The sequence below is a fragment of the Pseudomonas sp. KCJK9058 genome (genome assembly GCF_046230975.1).
Classification (GTDB): domain Bacteria; phylum Pseudomonadota; class Gammaproteobacteria; order Pseudomonadales; family Pseudomonadaceae; genus Aquipseudomonas; species Aquipseudomonas alloputida.
In genome coordinates this window covers 78,741-98,878 of record NZ_JBJJLR010000018.1, presented here as the reverse complement: position 1 = coordinate 98,878, position 20,138 = coordinate 78,741, and the positions used below count along the sequence as shown (strand labels likewise).

Sequence of the window (20,138 nt, the reverse complement as noted above, 5' to 3'; positions counted from 1 at the left end):
GCACATGCACATCTACAAAGTTGGCGGCGCCGTGCGCGACCGCCTGCTCGGCCGCCCTGTCAGCGATATCGACTGGCTGGTGGTGGGCGCCACCGTCGAAGAAATGCTAGCTAAGGGCTATCGGCCGGTGGGTGCCGATTTCCCGGTGTTCCTGCACCCGAAAACCGGCGAGGAATACGCCCTGGCGCGCACCGAGCGCAAGAGTGGGCGAGGCTACGGCGGGTTCACCTTTCACGCCAGCCCCGACGTAACCCTGGAGGAGGACCTGATCCGTCGCGACCTCACCATCAATGCGATGGCCGAGGATGAGGCGGGCACGGTATACGACCCCTACCAAGGCAGGAACGATCTGGATCAACGCCTGCTACGCCATGTTTCCCCCGCATTCGCCGAAGATCCTTTGCGCGTGCTGCGTGTTGCACGCTTTGCTGCCCGTTACGCATCACTGGGGTTCCGGGTTGCCGATGAAACCTTGGCGCTGATGCGCCAGATCAGCGCCTCGGGCGAACTGCAGGCACTCACTGCCGAGCGCAGCTGGAAGGAAATCGAGCGCGCGCTGATGGAAGTGCAACCGCAGGTGTTCTTCAAGGTGCTGAGCGCGTGCGGGGCCCTGCAGGAGCTGCTGCCAGAGCTCGATGACAGCTCCCGGACATTGGCGGCGCTGGAGCAGGCAGCGGTGCACGAACAACCGCTGCACGTGCGCTGGGCCTGCCTGTTGCGGGGGTTGTCACCGACATCAATCAAAGCCGTCAACCAGCGCCTGAAGGCACCGCGTGAGTGCCAGGAACTGGCCATGCTGACAGGGGAATGCCTGGCGCAGGGCAATCAGGCGCTCGAACTGCCTGCCACGGCACTGCTGGAGCTGTTGCAGAAGTTCGATGTTTACCGACGGCCGCAGCGATTTGAGGATTTTTTAGTCGTTTGCGAGATGGCAGCGCGGGGCGATGGCGAGCAGGGTTACCCACAGGCCGATTACCTGCGACGCGCAGCAGCGGCGGCGCGAGCGGTGGATGTGAAGCCGTTGGTGCAAGCCGGGCTCACGGGGCAGGCACTGGGCGAAGCACTCAAAGGTGAACGGCTGAAAGCGCTCGAAGCTTACCAGCGCGGTTAGACCTACCGGCCTCTTCGCGGGTAAACCCGCCCCTACAGGGGCACACATCGAGGGTTGGGCACAGCCCGTTGTAGGAGCGGGTTTACCCGCGAAAGGGCCGGGCCTGCTGGCCAATTTCCACCCGCTTTTCACCGTCGCAGCCGCCACCGTATTCGCGGGTAAACCCGCTCCTACAGGGGGCACACATCAGAGGTTGGGCTCAGCCCGTTGTAGGAGCGGGTTTACCCGCGAAGAGGCCGATACAGGCTTAAGCGGGCGTCAACTGCAACCCGCGCCACTCAAAGGCGACCGGGGCCAGCACCTGATCGATCTGCGCTTCCTGCCACAGCTGCGCCATGCGCTTGCCCACCCCCGGATGCACCAGGTCGGGTGCCAGCAACGACAGCGGCCACAGCACAAAAGCGTTCTTCAGGATCTCGGCACGGGGCAATACCAGCCCATCGAAGGTACCGTGCAAATCGTCATACATCAGCACGTCGATATCCAGCGGCAACCCTTTGCGGTCCGGGGCATAGCGGCCATTGTCGGCCTCGATGAACTTCAGCCGGCGGTCCAGCTCGATCAACGGCAACGCGGTTTGCCCGGTCACCACGAAGTTGATGAACGGCCCGCTCTTGATGCCCACCGCCTGGCTTTCGAATGCCGGCGAACAGCGCATGTCGGTCAGGATGCCAGCCAACGCATCGAGCCCGGCGCACAAATGCGCCTCACGGTCGATATTGCTGCCCAGGCCCAGGTAAACCGTGCTCAAAGACATCCGCGCTCGATCTCCACGCCTACACCACCACGGGCCGCCGGCACCGCGCCCGGCTTGGTCAGCTTCAAGCGCACCCAAGGGATGTGGAACTCGTCCATCAGGGTGGCCACCAGGCGCTCGGCAAATGTTTCAACCAGCTCGAAACGGGCCTGTTCGGCAAACGCCTGGATGCGCGCCGACACACTGGCGTAATCCAGCGCCAGGTTCAGGTCGTCTCCGGCGGCGGCCGGGCGGTTGTCCCAGGCAAAGCTCAGGTCCAGGCGCAAGCACTGGCGAATATCCCGCTCCCAGTCATAGGCACCGATAACGGTATCGACTTCCAGGCCTTCGATGAACACTCTGTCCAAGCACTTCTCTCCACAGCACGACAAGGGCGACTGGCGCCGTTAGAATCAGGGCGTCCTCGCCCGGAATAGTTAGCATGTTTTGGTTACTGGCGTTGCTCGCCTACCTGCTCGGCTCGCTGTCCTTCGCCATTGTTCTCAGCCGCCTCTCGGGCAGCCCGGACCCGCGTTCCAGCGGCTCAGGCAATGCCGGCGCCACCAACATGCTACGCCTGGCAGGCCGTAAACTGGCGATCCTGACCCTGCTTGGCGACCTGTGCAAGGGCCTTTTTCCGGTACTGCTCGCCCGCATTGCCGGGCTGGACCTGCACGCGCAGGCCTGGGTGGGCATATGCGCGGTGCTGGGCCATCTGTTCCCCCTGTACTTCCGTTTCAAGGGCGGCAAGGGCGTGGCGACGGCTGCCGGCATGCTCATGGGCCTGTATTTCCCGGCCGCGCTGCTGGCCATCGGCGCCTGGCTGCTGACCTTCTACCTCACGCGTACCAGCTCACTGGCCGCACTGATTGCCACGCCACTCACCTTGCCATTGCTGGCCTGGCGCGAGCCCGAAGCCCTGCTGCCGATCAGCGTACTGACTGTGATGATCGTGTGGCGCCACCGCAACAACCTGCGCGACTTGTTTGCAGGGCGCGAACGGCACTTCTGAACCTTCGACGCGCTGCCTTACAGCGGCGGCAACTGTTCCATTGGCCAGCGTGCCTGCACGCTGATCGCCAGGTCTTGCTGCTGCCCGGCCAGCAGGCGCTGGCAACCGGCGTAGGCGATCATCGCACCATTGTCGGTACAGAATTGCGGGCGCGCGTAGTACACGTTGCCCTTGATGCTACCGAGCATGTCCTCCAGGGACGCGCGCAGGGCCTTGTTGGCACTCACGCCACCCGCGATGACCAGCCGCTTGAGGCCGGTCTGCTTGAGCGCCCGCTTGCACTTGATGGTCAAAGTCTCTACCACCGCCTGCTGGAATGCCAGGGACAGGTCGCAACGGGTTTGCTCACTGTCGTCGCCAGCATTCTTGCATTGCTGCCAGGTGTTCAGGGCGAAGGTCTTGAGGCCACTGAAGCTGAATTCCAGGCCTGGCCGATCGGTCATTGGCCGCGGGAACACGAAGCGCCCAGGCACACCTTGCTCGGCCAGACGCGCGATTTCCGGACCACCCGGGTAATTGAGGCCGATCAGCTTGGCGGTCTTGTCGAACGCTTCACCGGCAGCATCGTCCAGGCTCTCGCCCAACAGTTCGTACTGACCGATGCCATCGACCCGGACCAGCTGGGTATGCCCACCGGAAACCAACAAAGCGACGAACGGAAACGCTGGCGGGTTTTCTTCCAGCATGGGTGCCAGCAGGTGACCCTCCATGTGGTGCACACCGATCGCCGGGATGTCCCAGGCAAAGGCCAGCGCCTGGGCGCAGGAAGCGCCCACCAGCAAGGCACCGACCAGGCCGGGACCCGCGGTGTAGGCGATGGCGTCGATTTCGGTGGCAACGCAGCCTGCCTCGTCCAGCACCTGGCGGATGAGCGGCAGCATTCGCTTGACGTGATCACGCGAGGCAAGCTCGGGCACCACGCCGCCGAAGACGCGGTGCAGGTCGATCTGGCTGAACAGTGCGTCGGCCAACAAACCGCGTTCACTGTCGTATAATGCGACGCCGGTTTCGTCGCAGGATGTTTCCAATCCCAGTACTAGCATGGGCTCGTCCCTTGTGGGGGCTGAATTCGAAGCCGCGCATGATAGTCCCCGTGTCGGGTGCCGACCAGCGGTTTTCGATCAGAGGCTTTGCATTCCGGCTTGCTAAGGGTTAACATCCGCAACCCTTGAAAACCGACGTTCTCCAGCACACCTTTGTTTTGCCAGGAGCACGTCTACCCCGGTAATGAATTAAGGTAGCCCTGGATGCCAGCCGTCAAAGTTAAAGAGAACGAACCCTTCGACGTAGCTCTGCGTCGTTTCAAGCGCTCCTGCGAAAAAGCCGGTGTACTGGCTGAAGTTCGTAGCCGCGAGTTTTACGAGAAGCCGACCGCAGAGCGTAAGCGCAAAGCAGCTGCTGCTGTTAAGCGTCACGCCAAGAAAGTTCAGCGCGAACAGCGCCGCGCCGTTCGTCTGTACTAGTACAGACGTTCAACGCAAAGCTTCTGCCCTGCCCGGCTAACCCCCGGGCGATGGCAGTGGTCGTTTCAAACTTGAGCAGCTAGCTCAAGGCCCTGCACAAGCTTCATGCGAACTGCATCATGGGCAACCTGCCTGAAACGTCAGAGCTGGTCCTCCTTGCTGTATGACCAGACGTGCACGTCCGACTGACGAGCCCTTAGGGGCTGGCGACGAGCACACATTCCCTCGCACTTCCCCAAGCAGCACTCGCCCCCTTCGGCGCGTGAGCGATTAGACTTGCCAGTTGCCAGATAACGAGACTGCCATGGCCGGGCTGATTCCCCAGAGTTTCATTGACGACCTGATCAACCGCCTCGACATCGTCGACGTGGTGAGTTCGCGCGTCCAGCTGAAAAAAACCGGCAAGAACTACTCGGCCTGCTGCCCGTTCCACAAAGAAAAAACCCCGTCCTTCACGGTCAGCCCCGACAAGCAGTTCTACTACTGCTTCGGCTGTGGCGCCGGTGGCAACGCCTTGGGCTTTGTCATGGACCACGACAACCTGGACTTCCCCCAGGCCGTCGAGGAACTGGCACGCGCCGCTGGCATGGAAGTCCCCCGCGAGCAAGGCCGCCGCGACCAGAAGCCGCGCCAGCCCACTGACTCGCCACTGTATCCGCTACTGGACGCCGCCTCGGAGTTTTACCGCCAGGCCCTGCGCAGCCACCCGTCACGCAAGGCAGCGGTGGACTACCTCAAGGGCCGCGGCCTGTCCGGGGAAATTGCCCGCGACTTCGGCCTGGGCTTTGCCCCGCCCGGCTGGGACAACCTGCTCAAGCACCTGGGTGCCGACACCCTGCAGCAGAAGGTGATGATCGATGCCGGCCTGCTGATCGAGAACGCCGAGAGCGGCAAGCGCTACGACCGCTTCCGCGACCGGGTGATGTTCCCGATACGTGACAGCCGCGGGCGCATCATCGCCTTCGGTGGCCGGGTGCTCGGCGACGACAAGCCCAAGTACCTGAACTCCCCGGAAACCCCGGTGTTCCACAAGGGACAGGAGCTGTACGGGCTGTACGAGGCGCGCAAGCACAACCGCAACCTCGACGAGATCATCGTCGTCGAGGGCTACATGGACGTCATTGCCCTGGCCCAGCAAGGCCTGCGCAATGCCGTGGCCACCCTTGGCACCGCCACCAGCGAAGAGCATCTCAAGCGCCTGTTCCGCGTGGTGCCCAGCGTGCTGTTCTGTTTTGACGGCGACCAGGCTGGGCGCAAGGCGGCCTGGCGCGCACTGGAATCGACATTGTCGAACCTGCAGGACGGCCGTCGCGCGCGCTTCCTGTTCCTGCCCGAAGGCGAAGACCCGGACAGCCTGGTGCGTGCCGAAGGTACCGACGCCTTCATGGCCCGTATCAACCAGCACGCCCAACCGCTGGCCGACTACTTCTTCGAGCAACTTGGCGTCGAAGCCGACCCGCGCTCACTGGAAGGCAAGGCGCATATGGCGACCTTGGCCGCACCGTTGATCGAAAAGATCCCCGGCGCCAACCTGCGTCAGCTGATGCGCAACCGCCTGAAGGAAATCACCGGCCTCGACCCGCAGCAGGTCGAGCAGCTGGCGCAGCAAGCGCCGGCGACCAGCAGCATGCCGGACTACGACCCTGGCTACGATTACGACGCCATGGCCAGCTACACCCCCGACTACGGCGACATGCCGCAGCACGACTATGCCCCCGTTCATCAGGAGCAGGCATGGAAACCCAACAAGGGTGGTAGCAAGAAGCCGTGGAGCGACAAACCCTGGGACAAGAACCGCAAGGGCGGCAAGCCCTGGCAGCAACGCGACGAAGCACCTCCCCGCGTGCCTGCACCGGTCGAGCCGCCCACCCTGGCAGCCCTGCGCACCCTGCTGCACCACCCACTGCTGGCAGGCAAGGTGGAAGATGCCAGCCACTTCGCCGACGAAGAACACCTGTACAGCCAGCTGCTGGTGGCGTTGATCGAAGCCGCGCAGAAAAATCCTGGGCTAAGCTCAATGCAGTTGATCGCACGTTGGCATGGCACCGAACAGGGCCGCCTGCTGCGGGCCCTGGCGGAAAAGGAATGGCTTATCGTGGCCGACAACCTTGAACAACAGTTTTTCGACACTATAACTAGCTTGTCCGCCCGCCAACGCGAGCGCAGCCTGGAACAACTGCTCAGGAAATCACGTCAAAGCGAATTGACCAGCGAGGAAAAAACCCAGCTCCTCGCCCTGCTGAGCCGAAATGTTCCCGCACAAACGCCGACCTCATCTGGCGCGTGAGGCCCATGCTCGGGTATAATCCTCGGCTTGTTTTTTGCCCGCCAAGACCTTCAGTGGATAGGGTGTTATGTCCGGAAAAGCGCAACAGCAGTCTCGTATCAAAGAGTTGATCACCCGCGGTCGTGAGCAGGGCTACCTGACTTACGCGGAGGTCAACGACCACCTGCCTGAGGATATTTCAGATCCGGAACAGGTGGAAGACATCATCCGCATGATCAACGACATGGGGATCAACGTATTCGAGAGTGCTCCGGATGCGGATGCCCTTCTGTTGGCGGAAGCCGACACCGATGAAGCCGCGGCCGAAGAAGCCGCTGCTGCATTGGCGGCAGTTGAAACCGATATCGGCCGCACGACCGACCCGGTGCGCATGTACATGCGCGAAATGGGTACTGTCGAGCTGCTGACCCGCGAAGGCGAGATCGAAATCGCCAAGCGTATCGAGGAAGGCATTCGTGAAGTCATGGGCGCTATCGCCCACTTCCCGGGCACTGTCGACTACATTCTCGGCGAATATGATCGCGTCACCACCGAGGGTGGCCGCCTGTCGGACGTCCTCAGCGGTTACATCGACCCTGACGACAACATTGCCGCGCCAACCGAAGAAGTGCCGATCCCAGGCGCCAAGGCTGCAGCGGCGAAGGAAGAGTCCGACGACGACGAAGAAGAATCCGAAAGCGGTGACGACGAGGAAGAGGCCGAGAGCGGCCCAGACCCGGTAGTCGCAGCCCAACGCTTCGGTGCGGTATCCGATCAGCTTCAGGCGACCTCCAAGGTCCTGAAGAAAAATGGTCGTAACCACAAGGAAAGCATCGAGGCCCTGCAGGCCCTGGCTGACCTGTTCATGCCGATCAAACTGGTACCGAAGCAGTTCGAGGTACTGGTCGAGCGTGTACGTGATGCCCTGAACCGTCTGCGGCAGCAAGAACGCGCCATCATGCAGCTCTGCGTACGTGACGCCCGCATGCCGCGAGCCGACTTCCTGCGCATGTTCCCAAGCAACGAAACCGACCAGACCTGGAGCGGTGACCTGGCCAAGCGCAACACCAAGTGGGCTGCCGCCCTGGGTGAAAAGAACGCTGCCATCGTCGCTTGCCAACAGAAGCTGATCGACCTTGAGACCGAAACCGGCCTGACCGTTGCCGAGATCAAGGAAATCAACCGTCGCATGTCGATCGGTGAAGCCAAGGCCCGCCGCGCCAAGAAAGAAATGGTCGAGGCGAACCTGCGTCTGGTGATTTCCATCGCCAAGAAGTACACCAACCGTGGCCTGCAGTTCCTCGACCTGATCCAGGAAGGCAACATCGGTCTGATGAAAGCGGTGGACAAGTTCGAATACCGTCGCGGCTACAAGTTCTCGACCTATGCCACCTGGTGGATCCGTCAGGCGATCACCCGTTCGATCGCCGACCAGGCACGCACCATCCGGATTCCGGTGCACATGATCGAGACGATCAACAAGCTCAACCGTATTTCCCGCCAAATGCTGCAGGAAATGGGTCGCGAACCGACTCCGGAAGAGCTGGGCGAGCGCATGGAAATGCCTGAGGACAAAATCCGCAAGGTACTGAAGATCGCCAAAGAGCCGATCTCCATGGAAACCCCGATCGGTGACGACGAAGATTCGCACCTGGGCGACTTCATCGAGGACTCGACCATGCAGTCCCCGATCGACGTAGCCACGGTCGAAAGCCTCAAGGAAGCCACCCGTGACGTGCTCTCGGGCCTGACCGCACGTGAAGCCAAGGTGCTGCGCATGCGTTTCGGTATCGACATGAACACCGACCACACCCTCGAAGAGGTGGGCAAGCAGTTTGACGTAACGCGTGAGCGGATCCGTCAGATCGAAGCGAAGGCGTTGCGCAAGCTGCGCCACCCGACTCGCAGCGAGCACCTGCGCTCCTTCCTCGACGAGTGATGACAAAACCCCGGCCCAGGCCGGGGTTTTTCTTTACTGGCCCGAGACATAAAGCCCGCCTTCCGTTGCACACCTGCAGCAATGCCCGTCTACACTCGACTTCAGACCACCTGAGTGCGAGGCTGCCATGTCCTTGAAGCCGGCCATTCTGTTGCTGATCCTGATTTTGTGGAACACAACGGCCGGCGCCCTGACCCTGACAGATGAGGAGAACGCCTGGCTGGCTGCCCACCCGCAGCTGAAACTGGGTGTAGACGCCTCTTGGCCACCGTTCGAGTTTCGCGACCAGGAGGGCCGGTACCAGGGATTGGCCGCCGACTACATCGCCATGATCCAGCAGCGCCTGGGCGTGACGTTCAAACCGGTCGAACCCAGCAGCTGGACCGAGGTACTGGCGCAAGCGCGGGAAAGCCGTATCGACCTGCTGCCCGGCATCATGTCCACCCCCGAACGCCAGGGCTTCCTGGCTTTCACTCGCCCGTACCTCGACTTCCCCATTGTCATCCTCGCGCACAAAGGCGGCGCACAACCGCGCAAGCTGGCTGACCTGTACGGCCTGAAAATTGCCGTGGTCGAGAACTACGCCCCGCACGAGTTGCTGCGTACCCACCACCCGGACCTCAACCTGGTTGCCCTGCCAAACGTCAGCTCCACGCTGCAAGCCCTGGCCACCGACCAAGTGGATGCCGTGGTCGGCGACCTCGCTTCCAGTATCTGGAGCCTGCGCCAACTCAAGCTCGACGGCCTCTACGTCAGCGGCGAAACGCCCTACCGCTACCAGTTGGCGATGGCCGTTCCCCGCGACAAGAGCGTGCTGGTCGGCATCCTCGACAAAGTGATGGCCGACATGAGCAGCAGCGAAATCAGCCAGATCCAGCAGCACTGGGTGGGCAATGTGGTCGACCAGCGGATGTTCTGGTCCGACCTGCTGGTGTATGGCCTGCCAACGGTGCTGTTGCTGATGGCTGTGCTGGCAGTGGTCATTCGCATCAACCGCCGGCTCAGCTCGGAAATTTCCCGGCGCATCGCCCTTGAGCAAGAACTGCGCAGCAGCGAGTACCACTACCGCGGCCTGGTCGAGAGCCTGTCAGCCATCGCCTGGGAAGCCGATGCCAACGACTTCACCTACAGCTACGTTTCACCCCATGCCGAAGATCTGCTCGGCTACCCATTGAGTGACTGGCTCAGGCCCGGTTTCTGGCGCAGTATCCTGCACCCGGAGGACGCGCTCTGGGCCCAGGCCTACTGCGACAGCGAGACCGCAGCGGGGCGCGACCACAGCCTGGACTACCGGGTGATCCGGGCTGACGGTCAGCCCCTCTGGATACGCAACATCGTCAGTATGATCGAGCACGGCCACCAGCCAGTGATGCGCGGGCTGATGATCGACATCAGCGAAACCAAGCGCACGGAGGATGCCCTGCGTCTGTCCGAACAGAAGTTCGCCTCGGTATTCCAGCAGTGCCCCGATATCTTGCTGATCGCTCGCCACAGCGATGGCTGCCTGCTGGAGGTGAACGAGGCTTTCGAAGAGCAGATCGGACTGCCCCCAGACCAGGTCATAGGCCGCACTGCCACCGACCTTGACCTGTGGGGCGTAGAGGGCAGTGGCCCGCTCCTGCTTCAAAGGTTGCACCAAGGGGGTGTCCGTAACCTGGAAATGAGCTTCCGCCGCAGCAACGGCCAACTGTTCACCGGCCTGACTTCGGCTGAAACCTTCGAACTGGACGGCACACCCGCGCTGGTAGTGGCGGTACGTGACATCAGCCAGCTCAAGGAGACCCAGCAGCAGCTGCAAACTTCTGAAGAAAAGTTCGCAAAGGCCTTCCACGCTTCGCCCGACGGCCTGCTGCTGTCGCGCCAGAGCGACGGTTTGCTGCTGGAGGTGAACGAAGGCTTCTGCCGCCTCACCGGCTACGACCTCAACCCAACCATCGACCAGACCTCGCTGGACCTGGGTATCTGGGTCGACCTCAACGAGCGCAAACGCCTGGTCGACCAGCTCAACCGTGATGGCTTCGTGCGCGACTTCACCTGCCATATCCGCCGCAGCGACGGGCAGATCCGACTGTGCGAGCTGTCCGCCCGGCCCCTGCCGATTACTGGCGTCGACTGCATGCTGACCATCGCCCGCGACATCACCGAGCGTCACCTGATGCAAGAAAAACTGCAGCTGGCCGCCACTGTGTTCGAGAACACTGCCGAAGGGGTGCTGATTACCGACATTGACCAGCGCATCAGTGCCGTCAACCGCGCCTTCAGCGAAATCACCGGCTACAGCGAGATCGAGGCCCTCGGCCAGACCCCGCGCCTGCTCGCCTCTGGCCAGCACGACAGCGCTTTCTATCTGGCCATGTGGCACCAGCTTACCGCCGAGGGCCACTGGCAGGGCGAAATCTACAACAAGCGCAAGAACGGCGAACTTTACCCAAGCTGGCTGACCATCAGCGCCGTGCGCAACAGCGACCGCGAGATCACCCACTTCGTGGCGGTTTTTGCAGACATCTCCAGCATCAAGCACGCCCAGGCCAAACTCGACTATCAGGCCCACCACGATCCGCTGACCGGCCTGCCCAATCGCACCTTGTTCGAAAACCGGCTGCAGGGTGTACTCACCTGCGCGCAGGTGTCCAACCGCCAAGGCGCAGTGCTGTTCCTGGACCTCGACCGCTTCAAGCACATCAACGACAGCCTTGGCCACCCGGTCGGCGACCTGCTGCTCAAGGGCATCGCCCAGCGTCTGAAAGAGCAGGTACGCGACGTTGACACCGTAGCCCGCCTGGGTGGCGACGAATTCATCATTCTGCTGCCCGGCTTGCACAAGCCCAGTGACGCCAGCACTATCGCCAACAAACTACTGGCCTGCTTCAACGCACCGTTCCAGGCCGGCGAGCATGAGTTTTTCACCAGCGCCAGCATCGGCATCAGTCTTTACCCACAGGATGGCACTGACGTCTCCACACTGATCCGCAACGCCGACGCCGCCATGTACCGCTCCAAAGCCAAAGGCCGCAACCGCGTAGAAGCCTACACCCGCGACCTCACCGCCCAGGCCAGCGAGCGCATCGCCCTGGAGCATGAGCTGCGCCGGGCCGTCGAACGCAACGAAATGAGCCTGTGCTTCCAGCCCAAGCTCAGCCTGAAGACCCAGAGCCTGGTGGGCGCCGAAGCGCTGATCCGCTGGAGCCACCCGACCTTTGGTGAGGTACCGCCGGAACACTTCATCCACTTGGCGGAAGAAAATGGCACCATCCTGCAGCTCGGCGACTGGGTACTGGAGCAAGCCTGCCGGCAGATGCAGGCCTGGAAGCAGCACTACGAACCCTTCGGCCCGCTGTCGATCAACCTTGCCGGCGCCCAGCTGCGCCACCCACACCTGGCACGGCGCATCGAACAACTGCTCAAGCACCATCAGTTGAAGGCTGGTGACCTGCAGCTGGAAATCACCGAAAACTTCATCATGAGCCAGGCAGAAGAGGCCCTGGCGGTGCTGTACCAACTGAAGAAACTCGGCGTACAACTGGCCATCGATGACTTCGGCACCGGCTATTCCTCGCTCAGCTACCTCAAGCGCCTGCCGCTGGACATCCTCAAGATCGACAAGTCGTTCATCCGCGGCCTGCCCGACGATCCACACGACGCCGCCATTGCCCGGGCGATCATTGCCCTGGGCCGCAGCATGCAGTTGACCATCATTGCCGAAGGCGTGGAGAACCAGGCCCAGCAACGTTTTCTGGCGGCCGAGGGCTGCGAGCAGATCCAGGGCTACATCGTCAGCCTCCCGCTACCGCCAGAGGAATTCGCGGCCGCGTTTCTTCGCATAGCACTATCGGATCTTTCAGATGGCACAGGTGCGAAACCCTCGTTATAATCCGCCCACTTACTGAGGGCCTATAGCTCAGTCGGTTAGAGCAGAGGACTCATAATCCTTTGGTCCACGGTTCGAGTCCGTGTGGGCCCACCAGATACGACAAAGCCGCGCGATTGCGCGGCTTTTTTGTGCCTGACATCAATCTGCCCCGCAAATCACCAAGGCATCTTCCACCTTGCAATTGTGGAGTAGCCCATCGTAGCCCCAATAATTAGACGGTAGCGGCCCACTCCCCACCGAACTGCCGTCCTCTTCATACACGTTGATGACAGCGTTCCACAAACTGGTACGAGGCGTTTCGCCTGCGGGGTCCAGGCAGAGGATGTGCGTCAACTGGAAACCTTCTCCATCTTCATAACCTTGGTAACCAACAGCCATCATCCAGTGCCCACCTCCCCCACTGAAGCGAACACCAACAATAGGAGCGCACTGACTATCAATGGCACGTGCCACCTGCTCTACGATTTCTTTTTTGCTGCCACTCACATATTCAGCACCCACACCTATCCCGCTGAAGCAGTCGACAAGCCGAATCATGTCTTTATGATCGGTGCCCCCGGATACCAGCGCACCTAGATTGCGGATTTCACTCCGGAACCGGCCTTCTCGACTGTTGCCGTGCCACTGGTGCATCTCTGTGGCTTCGTCGTATCGCATGACGCCCAGGGTGATAAGCGCCATGACTACACTGTAGGGCCCGCAAGCACCATCCAGCCCGCCTTGGCGCAGATGCACCTGCTGGTTGTCATCGAACGCACAGGTGACCGGTCCATCGGGCGAAACAATCAACCATGGGCTTACCATCATCTTGTTCATTGCGGATCCTTGTTCGAGGGAGCTCCCGGGGGTAGCGGCGGGAAAGGTATCAATAAGCCACCACAGCGTCCAGGCGCCAGCAGCACAGCCGTCCGCTTGGCTAGCCAGAGCCAGATGAACCCATAAGAACCCTCCCAGCCTGCTCCACCACCCCTCTGCCAACGTCCGCAAATGTACCGCTGTTGGTTAATCCCCTCCCGGACGCATCTCGACCTGCCGTGGGTTGTAGAAGGTCATGCCAGGCGGAATATCCCGCGTAACCAACGACATCGCGCCAATCACCACGTCATCGCCAATGTCGATGCGATCAGCAACGATGCAACTGTTGGCGCCCATGCTCACGTTGTCACCAATGCGCACTGCGTAATCCTGCAACCCCAGGGTCTTGATGCCGATCGAGCAGTTCTGCCGGATGAAGAAATTGCGCCCGATGCTGACGTACCGGGTAATCACCACCCCCGGCAGGTGCGCGATGCGCAGGCCAGGAGCAATCTGGGCGCCGATGTCGATGTCCACCCCATACTTGAGGTTGAGCCGCTGTTGCATGCGCCGGGCGTGACGCCGGGCAAGGCCGCCGCGGGCGTCGAGGTACTGGGCCAGGCGATAGGCGAAGAGGAAACGCAGTTTGTTGTCCTTGCATGCGCGGCGCAGCACGTTGAACAGCAGGCTGATAGGGCGTCCGGGCCTTTTCTTGTTGGAGACTTCCAGTCGCCAGCATTCGAGCAGGTGGTCGAGGTTCACGCTGAGGTTCCCGTTGAACTAGCACTTCATCATGCCGAATTAGTGTCGAAGACGCAGCCTTCGGACATGCGCGGCCGTTCTAACCCAAAGTGCCAAGCCGACGCCGTCAACGGTGATCGACTGTACCTGGCCTTGCCCTGATTGGCACAGGCTGGCTAGGCTAGCGGGCCAACCGTAGAGACTCGCCATGTCGGACTCCCGCTCCATTACGCTGGATGAAATCGATCGCCAGCTGATCGCCCTGCTGCAGATCAACGCCCGCGAAAGCGTCGCCACCCTCGCCCGCCAGCTGGGCATCGCTCGCACCACCGTCAATTCGCGCCTGGAGCGCCTGGAGAAGAACAAGGTTATCTCCGGCTATGGCGTACGCCTGGGCCAGAGTGTGATAGGCGGCGGGTTGCAGGCGTATGTCGGGATCAAGGTGCAGCCACGCTCCGGCAAGGACGTGGTGCGGCGCCTGAGTGCCATGGGCCAGGTGCAGCAGCTGTGTGCGGTAAGCGGCGAATTCGACTATGTGGCCTGGCTGCGTACGGACTCGCCCGAGCAGCTGGATCAGTTGCTCGACCAGATTGGCAGTGTCGACGGGGTGGAGAAAACCACCACGTCGATCATTCTCAGCAGCAAGGTGGACCGTGGACAGCCGCTTTGAACGGACTGGCGCTCGGGTGGGGTTATCGATGAGGCCGGTTGTAGGAGCGGGTTTACCCGCGAATAGGGCAGAGAATCTACCGACGCATTCGCGGGTGAACCCGTTCCTACAAAGGGCCAGGGCGGTTTTTGAATTACTTCGATCGCCTGCCTCGTCTTAATGAACATAAGCTTAATCATTACGACGAAACTAACTACATTCAGACAACACTCTGCACCTTAATAACGAACACCTCACTCCCTAAAATGACTGCCGGGCATCTCCTATACTCAGGCTCCGCTCCTCGCGCAGCCTCTCTGGCAAGGTCATTTCATGAACAAGAAGAACCGCCACCCCGCCGACGGCAAGAAGCCGATCACCATTTTCGGCCCGGACTTCCCTTTTGCGTTCGACGACTGGCTGGAACACCCGGCAGGCCTGGGCAGCATTCCGGCTGAGCGCCATGGGGAAGAGGTGGCCATTGTCGGTGCCGGTATCGCCGGCCTGGTAGCGGCCTACGAGCTGATGAAGCTGGGCCTCAAGCCGGTGGTGTACGAGGCTTCCAAGCTGGGCGGCCGGCTGCGCTCGCAAGCCTTCAATGGCACTGACGGGATCGTTGCCGAGCTGGGTGGCATGCGCTTCCCGGTGTCGTCCACCGCCTTCTACCACTACGTCGACAAGCTGGGCCTGGAAACCAAGCCCTTCCCCAACCCGCTGACCCCGGCTTCGGGCAGCACGGTGATCGACCTGGAAGGCCAGACCTACTACGCCGAGAAGCCCACCGACCTGCCACAACTGTTTCATGAGGTAGCCGACGCCTGGGCCGATGCGCTGGAGAGCGGTGCGCAGTTCGCCGATATCCAGCAGGCCATCCGCGACCGTGATGTACCGCGCCTGAAGGAACTTTGGAACAAGCTGGTGCCGCTGTGGGACGACCGCACCTTCTACGACTTCGTCGCCACCTCGCGCTCTTTTGCCAAGCTGAGCTTCCAGCACCGCGAAGTGTTCGGCCAGGTCGGTTTCGGCACCGGCGGTTGGGACTCGGACTTCCCCAACTCGATGCTGGAAATCTTCCGCGTGGTGATGACCAACTGCGACGACCACCAGCACCTGGTGGTCGGGGGCGTGGAACAAGTGCCACAAGGCATCTGGCGCCACGTACCGGAACGCTGCGTGCATTGGCCAGAGGGCACCAGCCTGAGCACGCTGCATGGCGGCGCACCACGTACCGGGGTCAAGCGCATTGCCCGCGCCGCCGATGGCCGCTTGGCGGTCACCGACAACTGGGGCGACACCCGCCACTACAGCGCAGTACTCGCCACCTGCCAGACCTGGTTGCTGACCACCCAGATCGACTGCGAAGAATCGCTGTTCTCGCAAAAGATGTGGATGGCCCTGGACCGTACCCGCTACATGCAGTCGTCGAAAACCTTCGTCATGGTCGACCGCCCGTTCTGGAAGGACAAGGACCCGGAAACCGGCCGTGACCTGCTGAGCATGACCCTCACCGATCGCCTCACCCGCGGCACTTACCTGTTCGACAACGGCAACGACAAGCCCGGGGTGATCTGCCTGTCATACTCGTGGATGAGCGACGCGCTGAAGATGCTGCCGCACCCGGTGGAGAAGCGCGTACAACTGGCCCTGGATGCGCTGAAGAAGATCTACCCGAAGACCGATATCGCCGGCCACATCATCGGCGACCCGATCACGGTTTCCTGGGAGGCCGACCCGTACTTCCTCGGCGCCTTCAAAGGCGCGCTTCCGGGCCATTACCGCTACAACCAGCGCATGTACGCGCACTTCATGCAGCAGGACATGCCGGCAGAGCAGCGCGGTATCTTCATTGCCGGTGACGACGTGTCATGGACCCCCGCCTGGGTTGAAGGCGCGGTGCAGACGTCGCTGAATGCAGTGTGGGGTATCATGAACCACTTTGGTGGCCACACCCACCCCGACAACCCGGGCCCGGGCGATGTGTTCAACGAAATCGGCCCGATCGCCCTGGCGGATTGAGACAAGGAGGCACCATGCGCATCGCTCTGTACCAGGGCGCACCCAAGCCACTGGATGTGCCCGGCAACCTGCAACGGCTGCGCCACCAGGCGCAGCTGGCAGCCGAACGCGGCGCACAGTTGCTGGTGTGCCCGGAAATGTTCCTGACCGGCTACAACATCGGCCTGGCCCAGGTCGAGCGCATGGCCGAGGCCGCCGATGGCCCGGCAGCCATGACCGTGGTAGAGATCGCCCAGGCGCACCGCATCGCCATTGTCTATGGCTACCCGGAGCGCGGCGACGACGGGGCGATCTACAACAGCGTGCAGTTGATCGATGCGCATGGCCGCAGCCTGAGCAATTACCGCAAGACGCACCTGTTCGGTGAACTGGACCGCTCGATGTTCAGCCCAGGTGCCGACCACTTCCCGGTGGTGGAACTGGAAGGCTGGAAGGTTGGCCTGCTGATCTGCTACGACATCGAGTTCCCGGAGAACGCCCGACGCCTGGCGCTGGATGGCGCCGAGCTGATCCTGGTGCCGACGGCGAACATGACGCCGTACGACTTTACCTGCCAGGTGACCGTGAGAGCGAGGGCACAGGAAAACCAGTGCTACCTGGTATATGCCAACTACTGCGGTGCGGAAGACGAGATCGAGTATTGCGGGCAGAGCAGCATCATCGGCCCGGATGGCAGCTTGCTGGCCATGGCCGGGCGGGATGAGTGCCAGTTGTTGGCAGAGCTTGAACATGAGCGGGTGGTGCAGGGGCGCACGGCGTTTCCCTACCTGACCGATTTGCGCCAGGAGCTGCACCTGCGTAAAGGCTGACAAGGGCCGCTATGCGGCCCATTCGCGGGCACGCCCGCTCCCACGGGGTCTGCGCTGCCTTTCATACCGGCGCCCTACCCGCGAAAAGGCCGGGCCTGCGAACAAATCGGTTAGCATGGAGCGCAGCCACCGGAGCCCCCATGCCTGACGCCATCCGCCACCTCACCCTCGCCAACGGCTTGCAACTGACCCTGCGCCACGCCCCGCGCCTCAAGCGCTCGGCCGCCGCACTGCGGGTGCACGCGGGCAGCCACGACGCGCCTGCCAAATGGCCCGGTCTGGCGCACTTCCTCGAACACCTGTTCTTCCTCGGTACCCCGCGCTTCCCGCTGGAAGACGGCCTGATGCGCTACGTGCAAGCCCTGGGCGGTCAGGTCAACGCCAGCACCCGGGAACGCGCCACCGACTTTTTCTTCGAGGTGCCCCCCAACACGCTCGGTGGCGGTCTCGAGCGCCTGTGCCAAATGCTGGCAGAACCGGATCTGGGCATCGAACGCCAACGCCGTGAGCGCGAAGTGATCCATGCCGAATTCATCGCCTGGTCGCGCAATCCATCGGCCCAACAGCAGTTCGCCTTGCTGCAGTCAGTGTCAGCCAAGCATCCACTGGGCGCTTTTCATGCTGGCAATCGATACACCCTGGCCTTGCACGATGCGGCCTTCCAGCAAGCGCTTGCGGGCTTTCATCAGCGCTTCTACCAAGGCGGCCAGATCTGCCTGAGCCTTTGCGGTCCGCAGCCGCTGGATGAACTTGAACGCCTTGCCCGGCAGCATGCCGAACTGTTCGCCGCAGGTGAGCGCGTGCCGCAAATGCTGCCGCCGCCACTGCCAGCAATGGCTAGCGCTTTGACCTTCACGCACCATAGCCTCCCCAACGGTGCCGAGCACGCCCTGGAACTGCTGATCGCTTACCTGGAGGACAGCCGCCCAGGTACCTGGCTGGGCGCGCTTCGCGAGCGTGGCTGGCTACAACGTTTCACGGCCGAAAGGCTGTATGCGTTCGCCGGTCAGCTGCTGTGGCACCTTGACCTGAAGCTCAGTGCCGACGCTTGCCCGGACGAAGCCAGCGCCCTGCTGCAAGGTTGGTTCAGGTTCATCCGCCAGGCCGACCGCGAACAGTTGAACCACCAATTCGGCCTGTTGCAGCACAGCCGTGCGCACAGTGCCAGCGCGCTCGAGCTGGCACGCCGGGACAGCACAGGCCAGCCGTTCGCCAAGCTGGATGCCCAAGGGTTGCGGGCGCTTGGCGCCCTGCTGGAAAGCCTGCCAGGTGGCGACCATGGCGATTGGCAGCTTTTGCCAGTCGACCCATTGCTGAAGGCTGACCTGCCCCATGCCAAGGCGCAGCCGCTGCCGGCAGCGCTGAAGATCAGTGACCAGCTCCCGCCGGCGCGCCAGTACGCTGCGCTGTACCTGCGCTGGCATGTACCTTCGCCTTTGCGCCAGCAGCTACAGCGTGTGCTGGAACTGGCCCTGGCACCACTGCAGGAACGCTGTGACCGCGCCTCCGTGCAACTGCAGTACAGCAGCGCCGGAGAATACTGGCAGTTGCGCTGCGCCGGCCTGCCAGCAGCAGTGCTGCGGGCAGTGGAACAAGCCTTGGCCTTGATGCTCAAGCCACCTGCCAGTTGCTGGCTGCCCGACACGGCGCAGCCCCCGGCCCTGATCCCCATCAGGGCACTGCTCAAGCAACTGCCAGACGCGGTACGGGGTAGCCTGCCCGCAGCGGTGCCTGCCTGCACGCTGACCCAGCAGCAGCTCGACAGCCTGTGGCTGCACACCGAGTGGCATGGCATGGCTGCAGGTTTCGAGGATACCGCGCTAAACGCCTTGGGCGCCGCGCTGTTGCAGTGCCCTGGGCAAGGCTCGCGGCCGGGGCCCCTGCCGTCATGGGCCAACCACCGCTGGCAGCATGCCCAAGTGCCAGGTAGCGAACATGCCCTGCTGCTGTTCTGCCCGTTGCCGGTGGCAAAAGAGGCCGCAGGCCGCCTGTTAGTCCAATTGCTGCAAGGGCCGGTTTACCAGCGCCTGCGGGTAGACTTGCAACTCGGCTACGCGGTGTTCAGCGCCTTTCGTCAGGTCGAGGGGGTCGGTGGGCTGCTGTTCGGTGTGCAGTCCCCCAACACCGGTCAGGCACAGGTGCTCGACCACCTGCTCAGCCTGCTGCGCCAAGGCGTCACCCTTGACCCGGCCGCTCGCCAGGCGTTGGCCGGGCAATTCGACGAACCCGCCATGGCCAATGCCGATGTCGCCGAATGGGCGTGGCAGACACACTTGGGCACACAAGCCGATAGGCTGGATGTACTGCGCAGGTCTATCCTGACTACGCGGCAGACGGATCTGGACCACCTGCTGAGCGACCTGCTCGACCCAGGTTCCGCTTGGCTATGTTTGGCCAACGCTGCCGCGCCAGACACTTCCTGGCAGGGCGAAAATCGATGATTATTACGCGAACTGCAACGGCGCTTCTCGAATAATTAACCTTCCGGTTCAAATTTTTCTTGTAAGATAGCGCAATCCCGTTTTCACGGAACTGCCAACGCATGGCGGTACCCAAGTAGTAGCTGAACAACCCAACCCTCATTCGGAAGGAGTAATTCCATGTGGACCAAACCTGCATACACTGACCTGCGTATCGGCTTCGAAGTCACCATGTACTTCGCTAACCGCTAAGCCGGGCTTAGGGTTTCACGCCTCGGCCTGCCGGGGCGTTTTCGTTTTTCAGATCCGG

16 protein-coding genes and 1 tRNA gene are annotated in these 20,138 nt (G+C 62.1%); 12 read left to right on the top strand and 5 right to left on the bottom strand.

Annotation, left to right across the window (positions count from 1 at the left end; translation table 11 throughout):
• Positions 1-4 precede the first annotated feature (4 nt).
• Positions 5-1,111: a multifunctional CCA addition/repair protein gene (locus tag ACK59Z_RS12605; protein ID WP_003255567.1), complete on the top strand. Its 1,107-nt coding sequence runs from the start codon at positions 5-7 to the stop codon at positions 1,109-1,111.
• 247 nt (positions 1,112-1,358) lie between these two features.
• Here ACK59Z_RS12605 and folK read toward each other — a convergent pair whose 3' ends face one another.
• Complete coding sequence (folK, locus tag ACK59Z_RS12600) at positions 1,359-1,868, bottom strand: 2-amino-4-hydroxy-6-hydroxymethyldihydropteridine diphosphokinase (protein ID WP_003255569.1); 510 nt, start codon at positions 1,866-1,868, stop codon at positions 1,359-1,361.
• Complete coding sequence (folB, locus tag ACK59Z_RS12595; protein ID WP_004576188.1) at positions 1,859-2,215, bottom strand: dihydroneopterin aldolase; 357 nt, start codon at positions 2,213-2,215, stop codon at positions 1,859-1,861. Before folB ends, folK begins: the two co-directional genes overlap by 10 nt.
• A 74-nt stretch (positions 2,216-2,289) precedes the next feature.
• Between folB and plsY the strand changes: the two genes are divergently transcribed.
• Positions 2,290-2,859 carry a glycerol-3-phosphate 1-O-acyltransferase PlsY gene (gene plsY, locus ACK59Z_RS12590; RefSeq protein WP_409293105.1) on the top strand — a complete coding sequence of 190 codons (570 nt, stop codon included), beginning with the start codon at positions 2,290-2,292 and terminating at the stop codon, positions 2,857-2,859.
• Positions 2,860-2,876: 17 nt separating this feature from the next.
• Here plsY and tsaD read toward each other — a convergent pair whose 3' ends face one another.
• Positions 2,877-3,902, bottom strand: a complete 1,026-nt coding sequence (gene tsaD / locus ACK59Z_RS12585) for a tRNA (adenosine(37)-N6)-threonylcarbamoyltransferase complex transferase subunit TsaD (RefSeq protein ID WP_003255574.1) — start codon at positions 3,900-3,902, stop codon at positions 2,877-2,879.
• 204 nt (positions 3,903-4,106) lie between these two features.
• Between tsaD and rpsU the strand changes: the two genes are divergently transcribed.
• The 5 genes from rpsU (at position 4,107) to ACK59Z_RS12560 (ending at position 12,491) form a co-directional block, all read left to right on the top strand.
• On the top strand, positions 4,107-4,322 hold the full coding sequence (rpsU, locus tag ACK59Z_RS12580) for a 30S ribosomal protein S21 (protein ID WP_003255575.1): 216 nt from the start codon (positions 4,107-4,109) through the stop codon (positions 4,320-4,322).
• Between the two features lie 304 nt (positions 4,323-4,626).
• The gene (gene dnaG, locus ACK59Z_RS12575; RefSeq protein WP_003255577.1) at positions 4,627-6,609 is read left to right on the top strand and encodes a DNA primase; all 1,983 of its coding nucleotides are present in this window, start codon (positions 4,627-4,629) and stop codon (positions 6,607-6,609) included.
• A gap of 67 nt (positions 6,610-6,676) precedes the next feature.
• A complete protein-coding gene (gene rpoD, locus ACK59Z_RS12570; RefSeq protein WP_003255578.1) occupies positions 6,677-8,527 on the top strand; it encodes an RNA polymerase sigma factor RpoD in 1,851 nt (616 codons plus the stop codon).
• Positions 8,528-8,654: 127 nt separating this feature from the next.
• Positions 8,655-12,398, top strand: a complete 3,744-nt coding sequence (locus tag ACK59Z_RS12565; protein ID WP_108191996.1) for a bifunctional diguanylate cyclase/phosphodiesterase — start codon at positions 8,655-8,657, stop codon at positions 12,396-12,398.
• A 16-nt stretch (positions 12,399-12,414) separates the two neighbouring features.
• Positions 12,415-12,491, top strand: a tRNA-Ile gene (locus tag ACK59Z_RS12560).
• Between the two features lie 45 nt (positions 12,492-12,536).
• Here ACK59Z_RS12560 and ACK59Z_RS12555 read toward each other — a convergent pair.
• Both ACK59Z_RS12555 and ACK59Z_RS12550 read right to left on the bottom strand, forming a co-directional pair.
• Positions 12,537-13,214, bottom strand: coding sequence for a hypothetical protein (locus tag ACK59Z_RS12555; RefSeq protein WP_108191997.1), 678 nt, complete (start codon positions 13,212-13,214; stop codon positions 12,537-12,539).
• Between the two features lie 186 nt (positions 13,215-13,400).
• Positions 13,401-13,955 carry a serine acetyltransferase gene (locus tag ACK59Z_RS12550; protein WP_108191998.1) on the bottom strand — a complete coding sequence of 185 codons (555 nt, stop codon included), beginning with the start codon at positions 13,953-13,955 and terminating at the stop codon, positions 13,401-13,403.
• Between the two features lie 187 nt (positions 13,956-14,142).
• Between ACK59Z_RS12550 and ACK59Z_RS12545 the strand changes: the two genes are divergently transcribed.
• The 5 genes from ACK59Z_RS12545 to pqqA all read left to right on the top strand — a co-directional run bounded on the left by ACK59Z_RS12545 (position 14,143) and on the right by pqqA (position 20,080).
• The gene (locus tag ACK59Z_RS12545) at positions 14,143-14,604 is read left to right on the top strand and encodes an Lrp/AsnC family transcriptional regulator (protein WP_003255583.1); all 462 of its coding nucleotides are present in this window, start codon (positions 14,143-14,145) and stop codon (positions 14,602-14,604) included.
• Positions 14,605-14,916: 312 nt separating this feature from the next.
• Positions 14,917-16,599, top strand: coding sequence for an NAD(P)/FAD-dependent oxidoreductase (locus tag ACK59Z_RS12540; protein ID WP_003255585.1), 1,683 nt, complete (start codon positions 14,917-14,919; stop codon positions 16,597-16,599).
• A gap of 14 nt (positions 16,600-16,613) precedes the next feature.
• Entirely contained in the window at positions 16,614-17,408 is a 795-nt protein-coding gene (locus ACK59Z_RS12535; RefSeq protein WP_409293102.1) for a carbon-nitrogen hydrolase family protein, read from the top strand.
• 140 nt (positions 17,409-17,548) lie between these two features.
• Positions 17,549-19,849, top strand: a complete 2,301-nt coding sequence (gene pqqF / locus ACK59Z_RS12530; RefSeq protein WP_409293100.1) for a pyrroloquinoline quinone biosynthesis protein PqqF — start codon at positions 17,549-17,551, stop codon at positions 19,847-19,849.
• A gap of 159 nt (positions 19,850-20,008) precedes the next feature.
• Positions 20,009-20,080, top strand: coding sequence for a pyrroloquinoline quinone precursor peptide PqqA (pqqA, locus tag ACK59Z_RS12525; RefSeq protein WP_003243383.1), 72 nt, complete (start codon positions 20,009-20,011; stop codon positions 20,078-20,080).
• The last annotated feature ends 58 nt before the right edge of the window (positions 20,081-20,138 follow it).